The sequence below is a fragment of the Nocardia sp. NPDC049149 genome, assembly GCF_043197455.1.
Classification (GTDB): Bacteria; Actinomycetota; Actinomycetes; order Mycobacteriales; family Mycobacteriaceae; genus Nocardia.
The window spans coordinates 92,619-105,578 of record NZ_JBICTD010000013.1 but is presented as its reverse complement, the minus strand read 5'-3'; the positions used below and the strand labels follow the sequence as shown (position 1 = coordinate 105,578).

10 protein-coding genes are annotated in these 12,960 nt (G+C 66.7%); 5 read left to right on the top strand and 5 right to left on the bottom strand.

All coding sequences use genetic code 11. The annotated features are described in order from the left end of the window. Positions 1-233: 233 nt before the first annotated feature. Positions 234-1,493: a KasA/KasB family beta-ketoacyl-ACP synthase gene (locus ACGFNJ_RS38425; protein ID WP_393460261.1), complete on the top strand. Its 1,260-nt coding sequence runs from the start codon at positions 234-236 to the stop codon at positions 1,491-1,493. 66 nt (positions 1,494-1,559) lie between these two features. Here the strand turns inward: ACGFNJ_RS38425 and ACGFNJ_RS38420 are convergent, their stop codons facing one another. Together ACGFNJ_RS38420 and leuA are read right to left on the bottom strand one after the other, a co-directional pair. Further along, the gene (locus ACGFNJ_RS38420; RefSeq protein WP_393460551.1) at positions 1,560-3,152 is read right to left on the bottom strand and encodes a MinD/ParA family protein; all 1,593 of its coding nucleotides are present in this window, start codon (positions 3,150-3,152) and stop codon (positions 1,560-1,562) included. A gap of 275 nt (positions 3,153-3,427) precedes the next feature. Further along, the gene (gene leuA, locus ACGFNJ_RS38415; protein WP_393460258.1) at positions 3,428-5,221 is read right to left on the bottom strand and encodes a 2-isopropylmalate synthase; all 1,794 of its coding nucleotides are present in this window, start codon (positions 5,219-5,221) and stop codon (positions 3,428-3,430) included. 274 nt (positions 5,222-5,495) lie between these two features. Between leuA and ACGFNJ_RS38410 the strand changes: the two genes are divergently transcribed. The 4 genes from ACGFNJ_RS38410 to ACGFNJ_RS38395 all read left to right on the top strand — a co-directional run bounded on the left by ACGFNJ_RS38410 (position 5,496) and on the right by ACGFNJ_RS38395 (position 10,775). Next, entirely contained in the window at positions 5,496-6,263 is a 768-nt protein-coding gene (locus ACGFNJ_RS38410; RefSeq protein ID WP_393460255.1) for a sulfite exporter TauE/SafE family protein, read from the top strand. Positions 6,264-6,370: 107 nt separating this feature from the next. Further along, entirely contained in the window at positions 6,371-7,984 is a 1,614-nt protein-coding gene (locus ACGFNJ_RS38405; RefSeq protein WP_393460252.1) for an alpha/beta hydrolase, read from the top strand. A 181-nt stretch (positions 7,985-8,165) separates the two neighbouring features. After that, positions 8,166-9,812, top strand: a complete 1,647-nt coding sequence (locus ACGFNJ_RS38400; RefSeq protein WP_393460249.1) for a GMC oxidoreductase — start codon at positions 8,166-8,168, stop codon at positions 9,810-9,812. 120 nt (positions 9,813-9,932) lie between these two features. Beyond that, entirely contained in the window at positions 9,933-10,775 is an 843-nt protein-coding gene (locus tag ACGFNJ_RS38395; protein WP_393460246.1) for an ion transporter, read from the top strand. Here the strand turns inward: ACGFNJ_RS38395 and ACGFNJ_RS38390 are convergent. The 3 genes from ACGFNJ_RS38390 to ACGFNJ_RS38380 form a co-directional block, all read right to left on the bottom strand. Beyond that, the gene (locus ACGFNJ_RS38390; RefSeq protein WP_393460243.1) at positions 10,753-11,964 is read right to left on the bottom strand and encodes a low temperature requirement protein A; all 1,212 of its coding nucleotides are present in this window, start codon (positions 11,962-11,964) and stop codon (positions 10,753-10,755) included. The two genes, ACGFNJ_RS38395 and ACGFNJ_RS38390, sit on opposite strands and share 23 nt — an antisense overlap. A 104-nt stretch (positions 11,965-12,068) precedes the next feature. Then, positions 12,069-12,497 carry an SRPBCC family protein gene (locus tag ACGFNJ_RS38385; protein ID WP_393460240.1) on the bottom strand — a complete coding sequence of 143 codons (429 nt, stop codon included), beginning with the start codon at positions 12,495-12,497 and terminating at the stop codon, positions 12,069-12,071. Between the two features lie 218 nt (positions 12,498-12,715). Next, the gene (locus ACGFNJ_RS38380; protein ID WP_069165627.1) at positions 12,716-12,904 is read right to left on the bottom strand and encodes a DUF1918 domain-containing protein; all 189 of its coding nucleotides are present in this window, start codon (positions 12,902-12,904) and stop codon (positions 12,716-12,718) included. Positions 12,905-12,960: the final 56 nt, after the last annotated feature.

Below are 12,960 nucleotides of genomic sequence, written 5' to 3'. Positions count from 1 at the left end.
CTTAAGGGGCAAAACCGTTCGCGTCGTTGGCATATTCCCACAACGCACGACTGTGCGCTGTGAGAGTTCCATACATGTCGCAACCACCGACTCGCCAAATAGATTGCAGGACAGGCCATCCAACCCGGCTCGGGAGCAGGGCCCGCTGCCGAGACAGTGCGCGACCGTCGGGGGTCGACGCCGGTCTCGCGGCGCTACAGCGGTACAGCTAGATGAAAGGACACGCGACAGAGATGCGTGATATCACCGAGTTCTCCACTCGCAACGGAGGTTTCCGCAGCGTGGTGGTGACTGCGGTCGAGGTCTCCTCCGCGCTCGGCGCTGATGTGGAGTCCACCTGGAAGGGCTTGCTCGCGGGCGAGAGCGGTGTCCGGCCACTCGATGATCCCGAAGTCGACAGCAATCAACTGCCGATCACCATCGGCGCGAAGTTCAAAACCGACCCGACCGCCGAACTCGATCGAGTCAAGAAGCGCCGCATGTCCTATGTCCAGCAGGTGGCCTATGTGATGGGCAAACGCATCTGGGACACCCTCGGCACCCCGACGGTGGACAACGACCGGCTCGGCATCTGTATCGGCACCGGCGTCGGTGGCGCCGAGGTCATCGTCGACTCGAACGACATCCTGCGCGACAAGGGATATCGCAAGGTCTCGCCGTTCGCGATTCCGATGGCGATGCCGAACGGGCCCGCCGCGGTGCTCGGACTCGAGCTCGGCGCGCGGGCGAGCGTGGTCACGCCGGTGTCGGCGTGCTCGTCCGGTTGCGAATCACTGGTGCACGCCTGGCGGTCGATCATCCTCGGCGAGGCCGACATCATCGTGACCGGTGGGGTCGAGGGCCGCATCAATGCCCTTGCGCTGGCAGGCTTTACGAACATGCGCGCGCTGAGCGCGCGGGTGGACGAACCGGAGAAGGCCTCGCGGCCGTTCGATCGCGACCGGGACGGTTTCGTCTTCGGCGAGTCCGCGGCGCTGCTCGTGCTCGAATCCGAAGAGCATGCGCTGGCCCGCGGGGCCAAGCCGCTGGCCCGGTTACTCGGTGCCGGCCTCACCGCCGACGGCTATCACCTGGTGGCGCCGGATCCGGAGGGCCGCGGCAACGCTCGCGCGATGCGGCGCGCATTGGAGACGGCGGGTGTCGACGGCGCGGAGGTCGACCACGTCAACGCCCATGCGACGGGAACACCGTTCGGTGATATCGCCGAGGCCAAGGGCATCGTCGCCGCGATCGGGAAGCACCCCGCGGTCTACGCGCCCAAGTCGGCGCTCGGTCATTCGGTCGGTGCGGTCGGCGCGCTGGAGGCGGCCATCTCGGTGCTGAGCCTGCGCGACGGGGTGATCCCGCCGACCCTGAATCTCGACAACCAGGATGCGGAGATCGACCTCGATATCGTCAGTGGCACAGCCCGATACACCGGCGTCAACTACGTCATGAACAACTCGTACGGATTCGGCGGCCACAACGCCGCGATCCTCTTCGGAAAGTACTAGTCGACAACGAAGCGGCCCGGCGCAGGAAATGCGCCGGGCCGCTTCGTTTTTCGGCGTTCGCCAGGGTCAGCGTCCGAGCGGGCCTGGGTGCTGGTACTGCTGGGCGCCCACGTACCCGAAGTCGTCGGCCACCATGGCGGCCAACTCCAACAGGGCCCGCCGGGTCGGCTTGCTCACCAGCTCCAGGTCGATCTCCGCGCCCTCGGCGAGGTGATCATCGAACGGCACCACCTGAACGGCGCGGGTGCGATCGAGGAACAGCTTGCGTAACTGGTCGAGGTCGACCGTGGAAGCGCCGCGCCGCGAGGCGTTCACCACCACGACGGTGCGCTCGACGAGCTTGCCGTACCCGTGGTGGTCCAACCAGTCCAGCGTGGCCGAGGCGCTGCGCGCGCCGTCGATGGCTGGCGAGGTGACCAGCACCAGCGAGCTCGCCATGTCGAGCACGCCTGCCATGGCCGAGTGCATCAGGCCGGTGCCGCAGTCGGTCAGGATGATGTTGTAGAACGACTGCAGGATGCTGATGGCCTTGCGGTAGTCGGCCTCGCTGAAGGCCTCGGAGACCGCTGGATCCTGTTCGCTGGCAAGCACTTCCAGTCGGCTCGGGGCCTGCGAGGTGTGCGCCCTGACGTCGGAGTACCTGCTGATGTGCTGGTCCTCGAGCAGGTTGCGGACGGTGGAGCGGGTCTGCCTGGGCACCCGGTGCGCGAGCGTGCCGAGGTCGGGGTTGGCGTCGATCGCGATGACGCGGTCGCCGCGCAGCGAGGCGAACGTGGAGCCGAGGCCGACCGTGGTCGTCGTCTTGCCGACGCCACCCTTGAGCGAGAGGATCGCGATCCGATAGTCGCCGCGCACCGGCTGATTCACCCGGTCGACGAGGTCGCGGAAGACGACGTCGGCCGCGGATTCGCCCGGATTGAGCATGCCGCCGGTGGCCTTGTGCACGGCCCGGCGCCACCCGCTGCGCGGTGCCCGGCGGGCGCGCTTGAGCAGGTTCAGGTCGTTGACGGAATGGCCCGGCTGTCCTGGCGCAGGCACGTGCTGCGGCTGGAACGGCTGTGCGGGCTGATGCGGATTCGGTCCCTGCTGCCAGCTCGGCGGCCCTTGCGGCTGCTGGCCCATCGGCGGTGGCGGCTGATAGGCGGGCGGCGGTGGCGGCTGGTGGGTGACCGGCGGTGGCGGCGGCGCCCAGCTGTAGATCGGTCCGGCAGGCTGATCTGCCTGCGGCGCACCGGCTTCGGCATGATCCTGCGGCACCCGCCGGACCAGCCCGTCGGGGCCGATCTCCTGCCGGTACTCGCCGTAGCCCGGCGCCTCGGCGACCTGATGGCTGCCGCTCACCGGCTGGTATGCGCCGGTCTGATATGGCTCATATGCGCCAGTCGGCGCGAACGGCCCAGGGTTCGGCGGGGCATACCCGCCGTACTGCTCGGTGTTGGGCGGCGGGAAACCTTCGGGCGGGCCATAGGGCTGCGGCGGCATCGACGCCTGCGGGTACGAGACGGTCTGATCCGTCGACCCACCGAAGTCGGGCTCGGCCGCGGCCTGCTCCGGCTGATCCGCTTCCGCGAGCTCGGAATCCGGCACTTCCACGTCACCGCTCTGCGCTGCCGACTGGTCGGCGGCCTGCTCCGACTCGGTGCCGTCGGCGGTGTCCACCGCTTGACTCTGCAGCCAGGGCGGTGAGGTCGGGTTGTGGTCGTTAGTTGTCACAGTTCCCCCATCTGCTCGGGACTTCGAGCAGAGAGCTCGGCGCTTGAAGTGCGAATCCAACGCTAGCACGGGGTTCACACAGCCGCGTCCCGGTATGGAAGGCAGACGCGCCAGGATGACACGCCGCTGATTTGTGGTCTCCGACAGCAAGATCGAGAGCCGGACGCGCAGTCGGTCGACGACCGCGGCGTCCGGCTCCTACCGTACTCGACCTGGGGCTATCAGTGGGCCCGGTTGACCGCGGAGACCACGGCGCGCAGTGATGCGGTGGTGATGGAGGTGGCGATGCCGACGCCCCAGACCACCTTGTCGCCGATCGCGCACTCGACGTAGGCGGCGGCCTGTGCGTCGTCGCCCGCGGACATCGCGTGCTCGGAGTAGTCCAGCACCCGCACCTCGAAGCCGACGGTCGCGATCGCGTCGACGAACGAGGCGAGCGGGCCGTTGCCCGTTCCGGTGATCTCCTGCTCGACACCGTCGACCTTCACCACCACCGAGATGGTGTCGGTGCCGCCGTCGGTCTCCGAGGCCGTCACCTTCTGCCGGATCCGCTCCAGCGGCCGGATCGGGCTCAGGTACTCGTCGGCGAAGACGTCCCACATCTCCTTCGGCGTGACCTCGCCGCCCTCGCCGTCGGTGATCCGCTGCACCGCCTGGGAGAACTCGATCTGCAGCCGGCGCGGCAGCGCCAGACCGTGGTCGGTCTTCATGATGTAGGCGACGCCGCCCTTGCCGGACTGGGAGTTGACCCGGATGACCGCCTCGTAGGTGCGACCGACGTCCTTGGGGTCGATCGGCAGGTACGGCACCGCCCAGATGATGTCGTCGATATCCGCGTCGGCGTCGTCGGCCGCGACCTTCATCGCGTCCAGGCCCTTGTTGATGGCGTCCTGGTGGCTGCCGGAGAAGGCGGTGTAGACCAGGTCGCCGCCGTACGGGTGGCGCTCGGCGACCGGCAGCTGGTTGCAGTACTCGACGGTGCGCCGGATCTCGTCGATATCGGAGAAGTTGATCTGCGGGTCGACGCCGCGGGAGAACAGATTCATGCCCAGGGTGACCAGGCAGACGTTGCCGGTGCGCTCGCCGTTACCGAACAGGCAGCCCTCGATCCGGTCCGCGCCTGCCTGGTAGCCCAGCTCGGCGGCGGCAACCGCGGTGCCGCGATCGTTGTGCGGGTGCAGCGACAGCACGATCGACTCGCGGCGGGCCAGGTTGCGGCTCATCCATTCGATCGAATCGGCGTATACGTTCGGCGTCGCCATCTCGACGGTGGCGGGCAGGTTGATGATCAGCGGCTTCGCCGGGGTCGGCGCGATGATCGCGGAGACCGCGTCGCACACCTCCTTGGCGTATTCCAGCTCGGTGCCGGTGTAGGACTCCGGGCTGTATTCATAGCGCCAGTTGGTGTCCGGGTACCGCTTCTCGATCTCCAGGCACAGGGTCGCCGCGTCGGTGGCGATCTTCTTGACGGCCGCGCGGTCCGCGCGGAACACCACCTTGCGCTGCAGGATCGAGGTGGAGTTGTAGAAGTGCACGATCACGTTCTGCGCACCCGCGCAGGCCTCGAAGGTGCGCTCGATCAGTTCGGCGCGGCACTGGGTCAGCACCTGGATGGTGACGTCGGCGGGAATCGCGCCGTCCTCGATGATCTCGCGGACGAAGTCGAAGTCGGTCTGGCTCGCGGACGGGAAGCCGACCTCGATCTCCTTGTAGCCCATGCGGACCAGCAGGTCGAACATGCGACGCTTGCGGGCCGGGCTCATCGGATCGATGAGCGCCTGGTTGCCGTCGCGCAGGTCGACCGCGCACCAGCCGGGCGCGACATCGATGATCTTGTCCGGCCAGGTGCGGTCGGGCACCGTGACGGGCTCGACCTCCTCGGCGAAGGGCCGGTACCGGAAGGTGGGCATCGAGGAGTTCTTCTGCGCGTTCCACGCGGCCTGGTCGGCGGGGGCGGGCTTGGACGGCGGCACGATGGTGCGAGAACCGGATACGAAGGCGTCAGCGGGGGACATGGCGATTTTCTCCGAAGGGTGTGGGTGTTTCCCAAAGGGTTTGGGTCGACCGGCGCGGCAAAACCCCGCGACGGGAGCCGGTCCGATCAGGACCCGTCGCGGCGGCCGAGAAGAAGAGCCCGCTGCATGATGTCGGCGAGTTTACCGTGTCGCAGTTCACCCCGGAAAGGGCGGTCCCGTCGCCGGGTCATCCGATGACTCGGCTACCGTTCGAACCAGGAACAAAACGCTTGTACGGGCCACGGGTCCGACGAGACGTCGAACGGATTTTCATATGACATGGCTGGAACAGCTGGCCGTCTTCGGCGCGGGTATCGCCGCGGGCGGCATCAACACCATCGTCGGGTCGGGCACCTTGATCACCTTCCCGGTGCTCCTCGCGTTCGGGTTGCCACCGGTGACCGCGAACGTATCGAACACCATCGGCCTCGTGCCGGGCGCGATCAGCGGCGTGCACGGCTATCGCAGGGAACTGGCCGGCCAGCGAGAACGGTTGCTGCACTTGGGCACCGCCTCGTTGCTCGGCGGCATCACCGGCGCCGTGCTGTTGCTCGTGTTGCCCGCGAACGCGTTCAAGGCGATCGTGCCGGTTCTGATCACCGCGGCGCTGGTGCTGGTGGTCGTGCAGCCCAAGCTGTCGCGCTGGGTCAAGGAGCGGCGGGAAAACGGTGCGGCGCCTGCGCCGAAGCACGGCGGCCCGATCCTGTTCGTCGCGGTCTTCGCAACCGGCATCTACGGCGGCTACTTCGGCGCGGCGCAGGGCGTGTTGCTGCTCGGCTTGCTCGGGGTGTTCGTGCACGAGGACATTCAGCGGCTCAACGGCATCAAGAACGTGCTCGCGCTGGTCGTGAACGGGGTGTCCGCGCTGATCTTCGTCGTGGTCGCCGACGTGGACTGGCGCGCCGTCGTGTTGATCGCGCTCGGCTCGATCATCGGCGGCCAACTCGGTGCGAAGATGGGCAGGCGGATGCCGCCCATGGCGTTGCGTGCGGTCATCGTCGTGGTCGGCACCATCGCGGTGATCCGGTTGCTGATGTCGTAGGAGGTGGCGTAGTGGTGGGCTCATGGTGTCCATCGCCGCCGATCTCAGGGTGCAAGTCATCCCTGCGGCGGACGACGGTCCCGCGGCAGCGTCCCAAGATAATCGGTATGCGTGGGTGGAGGATCGTCGTTGTCGCCGCGGTGGTGACGACGTTGGCGCCGTTGATCGGGTGCGTGCGTCAGGGTGTGCACGAACAAGCGGTGGCAGGCCTGGTTGCCCAGGCCGACGCCGCGCCGACGCCGTCGTTGGCGTGGACAGCCTGCCAGGAGAAGGACCTGAGCAGGCTGCAATGCGCCACCGCGACAGTGCCGCTCGACTACGCACACCCGGACGGCCCGACGCTCGCCCTTGCGCTGGTCCGCCAGCCTGCGACCGACTCGTCCCGCCGGATCGGCACCCTCTTCACTGCGGTGGGCGGGCCTGGTGGTTCCGGGTTGCATTGGGCCGCAAAGGATCAGATGTTCCCCGGCGAGATCGCCCGCCGCTTCGATGTGGTGACCTTCGATCAACGCGGCACCGGCCGGAGCGCTCAGGTCCGGTGTTTCCCGAATCCCGAAGAGCAGCAACGATTCTGGGCTGGAGCCTGGGTGCCGCCGGGTAACGCCGAGCAGGAGGCGGCGCAGGCACGATTCAGTCGTGACCTGTCGGCGAGCTGTGCCGCGAACAGCCCGGAGTTGCTGCCGCATCTCACCACGGTCGACGCCGCCCGCGATCTCGACCTGCTGCGTCGTGCCGTCGGCGATAAGAAGCTGACCTATGAGGGCGCCTCGTACGCAAGCTATCTCGGCGAGGTGTACGGCGCGCTGTTCGGCGACCGGGTGCGTGCGCTGAACCTCAGCTCGATGATCGATCCGGACTCCTACACCTCCGACTCCCGCGCTCAGGTGGCCGAGTCGGCGGCGGGCACCGAGGAGGTGTTGTCGGAATTCTTCCGGCTGTGCGCCCAGGCAGGCCCGTCCCGCTGCACGTTCGCCGGGGCGGTCAAGCCGACTGCCGATCAGGCTATCGGTGACCAAAAACCAAGTGGCAGTGCAGATCTCCAGGATCGCGACACCGCATTGCTGGACCGGCTGCGGCAGGGCCCTGTGCTGGTCGGCGAGGGCGAGCAGACCCGTTCGGTGACCTACGCCGAGGTCGTCGCACAGCAGGCGATGCTGCTGTACGACGTCGAGCAGGGCTGGCCGACGCTGGCTCGATTCCTGACCGAAGTGGAGCGCGGCGCCGCGGGCAACGCGGAGATCGTCCGCGGGATCCTCGACAAGAACCGCTTCCCGCCCGACTTTCTCGATGCGTTCATCGCGATTTCCTGCGCGGACAAGACCTTTGTGCGCGATCCGGACCAGTGGCCAACGATGACAAAGGAACTGGCCGCGACCAGTCCCACCTACGGCGGCTTCTGGCTGTACCTGCACCAGCCGTGTGCGTCGTGGCCGAGCCCGCAGGGCGGCTACCCGCAGCGCTACCCCGGCCCGTGGATCCTGCGCTCGGACGTGCCTGCGCTGCTGCTCAACAATCGGTTCGATCCGGTGACACCGCTCACTGCCGCGCGCACGGCGCAGCAGGCGTTGGTCAACGCGCGGCTGGTGGTTGTCGAGGGTGGTTACGGTCACGAGACCGCAGGCGACTGCATCAAGAACCTGCGCGAGCGCTACCTGATCGACCAGCAGCTGCCCGCACCCGGCGCGACCTGCAAAGCCGATCAAGCGCCCTTCGCGGGCTGAGGGGACTCGCGACCGAGCAGGTCATCCCGGCTGCCTCGCGCTGTCGCCCGCTCGTCACCCCCCGTTCGGCACGGGTCGGGGCGAGGTCGGTGAACCGACGGGATAATGGCAGGGGGACAACGGATGACGTTGGGGGAACGACTGTTCAGCAGCCGATTATCCCGGTAATCTGCGTCCGGCCATGCGTGATGAGGGAGGTGGCTGGGTGCGTAGACGCGCCTTCTTCAAAGCAGCGGGAACAGCTGCACTGTTCGGTGCTGCGCTGGGTTCGGCGACGACTGCCCGACCGGCGGCCGCGGACCCGGTCTGGAATCTGCTATTCCAGCAGTGGGTACCGGAGATCTTCGCGCCACTACCCGATCCACCAGAGCATTCGCCTGCGATCGTCATCGGCTCCGGCTTCGGCGCCGCAGTTACCGCACTGCGACTAGCCGAGGCTGGCATCGCCAACACCGTGCTCGAACGCGGTTCGCGCTGGCCGAACGATCCGTGGCGGGAGATCTTCACCGGCGACGACCTGCCGGACGGCCGCGGCTTCTGGCACCGCACCAGCTTCACCGGCGTCAGCAAGGTGCCGATGAACTTCGCGAGCTTCGGCGGGGTGCTGGACTGCACCAGCTACCCGGGCATCGATGTCTGGCGCGGCGCCGCGGTCGGCGGCGGCTCGGTGGTCTTCACCGGCGCGATGGTCGCCCCGGAACGCCGCTTCTTCGACCATCTCTTCGGCGGCGCCGTCGAGTACGGCGAGCTGGATCGGGTCTACTACCCGCGCGTGCGGGAGATGCTGCGGCTGAATTCGATGCCTGCGGATGTCTACGGCGCTGCGCCGTTCACTCACTCCAGGGCCTGGGACGAACAGGTGCGCAAGGCGGGCTACCAGCCGAGGTCCAACGACTCGATCTTCAACTGGGACGTCCTGCGCGGTGAGCTGGCGGGCACGTGCCGTCCCTCGGCCACCGTGGCCCGCAGCAACCTCGGCAACTCCAACGGCGCGAAGTTCGACCTGAACCAGAACTACCTGAAGTACGCGCAGGACACCGGCCGCTCGGCGATCTTCCCCGGCCACCAGGTCGAGTCGATCGCGCAGGAACCGGGCGGCCGCTACTCGATCCGGGTGACCAAGCTCGCGCCGACCGGCGATGTGCTCAACACCAGGACGCTCACCTGCGATCAACTGTTCCTCGGTGCGGGCTCGGTCGGCACCTCGGAACTGCTGGTTCGGGCACAGGCCACCGGCGCCCTTCCCAACCTCAACGAACACGTCGGTGCAGGCTGGGGCACCAACGGCGATGTGGTGCTCGGCCGTGGCGCGAGTGCGCTGGCCGGCGTCGGCCAAGGCGTGCCGAGCGCGAGCCGGATCTTCGACGAGTCGGGCCTGCCGCTGAGCCTGGAAAGCTGGTACATCCCCGGCATTCCGTTCGAGACGGGCGCGCTGGCTTCGCTCGGCATGGTGCTCGATCCGGCGCGCGCCAAGTTCGGCTACGACCCCGCGACGAATCGGGTCGGTCTGTCGTGGCCTGCCAAGAACCGCGAGGACATGGTGGCCGCCGCCCGCGCGGTCGATCACCGGATCGCCGAACGCGCAGGCGCCGTCCTCGAATACGGCGCCATCGGCTACGACGCCAATGCGTTGTTCACCGCGCACCCGCTCGGAGGCGCGGTGCTCGGCAAGGCCACCGACGGGTACGGACGCGTGCACGGCCACCCCGGCCTGTACGTCATGGACGGCGCGGCTATCCCGGGCAGCACCGGCACGGTGAACCCGTCGTTGACCATCGCCGCCCTCGCCGAGCGCAATATCGAGGCGATCATCCGCACCGGACGCTGAGACCGCGCCGGGGCAGCAGGGCCGCAGTTCCTGCTGCCCCGGCGTGCTCGCCATTCGTGCCGAGCGCTGCGTCGCCGACTACTGTCGGCGTGACCGTTCAGTGTCGAAGGGATTCCTCAGGTGGTAGCTGCGAGCACCATTCCGGTCAGCGAAGAACTCCCGCAAGGCGATTACCCGCGTAAGCCCCCTGCGCTGTGGACCGACTTCGTCATGCTGGCGCTGGCGATCGTTTCGGTCGTGCTGATCGTCTGGATCACCTTCTTCACCGTGTCCGAGCACACCCATCGAGTGATCGTGGTCGTCGACTGGTCGATCTGCGCGATCTTCGCGGTGGAGTTCCTGTGGCGCTGGCACCGCGCAGGCTGGCCGTGGACCTTCCCGTTCGTCTACTGGTACGAGGTCATCGGCATGATCCCGGTGACAAGCGCGTTCTTCCGCGGGTTCCGGCTGCTGCGGATCGTGGTGATCGTGGTCCGGCTGGCCAGGGTCGCCGACCGCGTCTTCGGCGACCGGATCACCGCCGCGATCGTCAATCGGTTTGTGCTGACCATCGTGGACACGATCAAGCGGCCGATGACGATCGCGGTGATGGACGAGGTCGCGGCGGTGATGCGCACCGGCCACTACACCCGCAACATCGCCGCGGCGCTAGAGGAGAACCGCGCCGAGCTGGACGAGATGATCCTCGAGCTGATCAAGAAGGATCCGCAGGCGGGTCGAGTGCGCTATATCCCGTTCCACGACGACATCATTCGGCTGATCGCCGACACCACGTTCCGCATCATGTTCCAGGTGCTCGAGGATCCGCGCACCGATGAACTGGTCGCGGATGTGTTGCGGGAGAACATCGATCAGATGCGGGAGGCGGTGCGCCACGATATCAGGGTGCCGCCGTCCGCCTACGGCCCGACACCGGCCGAGCACAGCGTGCGGCACCACCTCAGTCGTGTGCCCCGTGCCTGATCTCGTCCCTCGGCTGTGCGAGTTTGATTGTCTCCCAGACGATCAGCGCCCCGAGCACGGCAGTGAGCACAGTGAGTGAGGCCAGCGCGGGCAGCGCGCACGCCACCGGGATCAGCGCGAGCAACAGCACGACGGTGACCACCCGCGGCGCGGTGATCGACCCTGTCGCATAGTGTTTCGCGCCGATCAGCGCGATCAGATACAGCACGACACCGCCGTACAGCGAGAACAACGGAATCCCGTACAGCGCGTCTTTCAGCGTGTGGTGCGACTCGTCGCCGACGTAGTAGAGCACCTTTTTCAAACCCAGTGAGAGACCGATGATTCCGACAATCATCGGGAAATGCCAAAAGGTATAGGAGCCCCGTCCGATCTTGATCTGCTGCGCGCCGTCGGACCGCTTCAGCTCGTGTTCGATCGACAACGCGGCCACATCGAAATAGGCCCACCAGAGCAGGCCGGATATCGCGAGCCCGAGTAACGCGCCGACCGCGATCGGCCAGGAGATCGGCAGGTTCTTCACGCCGATGCCGATCGAGACGATCGATTCGCCAAGCGCGACAATGATGATCAGTCCGTACCGCTCGGCGAAATGGGTCGCCGAATTCATCCGCCAGTCGGTGCCTGCGAGCAGCGTCCACAGGTAGTCGCCTGCGATCGCCGCGATCCACAGGCAGATCTGGACGGTGCCCTCGGTCATCGCGGCGACCACAAGGAGCGTGGTGCCGAGGGTGATCGAGCCGAACGCCCAGCGCAGCACCTGATTACGCAGCTGTGGATCTTCGGCACTGGCCAGCCAGAACATGACGACGTGCACCAGCCGCACCACGAGATAGGCGATCGCGAAGACGAGCGGGCCGAACCAGCCGCCGGGCAGGTCGTGGAAGGCCTCGGGAATGGCGAGCGCGGCGAGGAAGGCGCCGCCCATCGCGGTGAACATCGCGACCCTGGCGAAACCCTCGTCCGCGCGGACCACGTTGCCGAGCCAGGAGTAGGCGATCCACAGCCACCACATCACCGCGAGCACCAGGAACGCGCGCACCATGTTCTTGGCGCTGGTCTCTTCCGCGGCCAGGTCGGTGACCATGGTGAACGCGAAGACGAGGACCAGGTCGAAGAACAGCTCGAGCTGCGTCACCGACGCGCCTTCGGCTACCGGCTGGAACCGAACCCTTTTGGAACCGATCATGATGCTCATCGTTGCACCCCGATCGTCCCGATGCGTGCCTGCGGTGTTACGCGTCGCGCGTTTTCACTCTCAGCGTGACGTTCAGGGTTTGTTATGCGTTATGGCTATCCGGCTTCATAGTTTTCCTTTTTCGGAAAACGTTCAGCGAACTCGATGAAATTTTCCGCGGCGATCTCGTTGGCCTTGCGGACTGTTCGCTTGAGTAGCAGGCCAGGCACCGGGATGGGTAGGTACAGCTCTGAGTGAAACCAGACATCGGTGCCGTCGCCACCGTCGGAAACCTCGAACCAGCCGCCACCCTTGACGCCACGCGTACTGTCGGTGACCTGCCACGATGACCGATCCGGCGTCCAATCGTATTCCAGCACCTGAAGATCGGAACCGTTCATCAGTTCGGCCTTGACGAAAACTCGGAGTGGCCGTCCGGCGTCGTCGCGCGAGGCGACGCGCGCATCGGTATATCCGGGCGACCATTCAGGCAACATTTCGACAGCGGCCAGGGCGTCCATCACCTGGGCGGAATCGGCGTCCACGACGAATCGGATATCGGTCCTCGTGCGCATCAATACCTCCGACCCCCGATGGACAACCCGGCCCGATTCTCTCCATCGGATATCGGATTCGTCAACCTTGGGTGTCGGAGGTTGAATGTCGATGAGGCAACGTGGTACGGGATCAATCGTTCGAGAACTGCGTGAACCAGTTCCGCGCGGAAGATTCAGCAGGACTTGTTCATAGCCGTGTGCGCGGCTCAGCCGTCCGCGGGTTCGACTATCGCATCGGGGCCGGGGTACACCAGCGACTCGTGTCCGTCGCTGTAACGCACGACGTAGGGCGGTGATCCGTCCGGTCCGCGAACTTCGATGATCTCCCCGTGGCGCGCCCCCTGCCCTACTACGTGGCCGTGTACGAGCAGTCGGTCGCCGACATTCGCCATCATCACCTCATTATCGAGTGCTGGTGACGCGGGTCACAAGCATTCGAGGATGAAGACCG

What these genes read in the sequence shown, in the direction of transcription:
- ACGFNJ_RS38410 (WP_393460255.1), top strand. Translation starts at nt 5,496, where the DNA reads ATGACATGGCTGGAACAGCTGGCCGTCTTCGGCGCGGGTATCGCCGCG.
- ACGFNJ_RS38380 (WP_069165627.1), bottom strand. Translation starts at nt 12,904, where the DNA reads ATGATGGCGAATGTCGGCGACCGACTGCTCGTACACGGCCACGTAGTA.
- ACGFNJ_RS38390 (WP_393460243.1), bottom strand. Translation starts at nt 11,964, where the DNA reads ATGATCGGTTCCAAAAGGGTTCGGTTCCAGCCGGTAGCCGAAGGCGCG.
- ACGFNJ_RS38400 (WP_393460249.1), top strand. Translation starts at nt 8,166, where the DNA reads ATGCGTGATGAGGGAGGTGGCTGGGTGCGTAGACGCGCCTTCTTCAAA.
- leuA (WP_393460258.1), bottom strand. Translation starts at nt 5,221, where the DNA reads ATGTCCCCCGCTGACGCCTTCGTATCCGGTTCTCGCACCATCGTGCCG.
- ACGFNJ_RS38405 (WP_393460252.1), top strand. Translation starts at nt 6,371, where the DNA reads ATGCGTGGGTGGAGGATCGTCGTTGTCGCCGCGGTGGTGACGACGTTG.
- ACGFNJ_RS38425 (WP_393460261.1), top strand. Translation starts at nt 234, where the DNA reads ATGCGTGATATCACCGAGTTCTCCACTCGCAACGGAGGTTTCCGCAGC.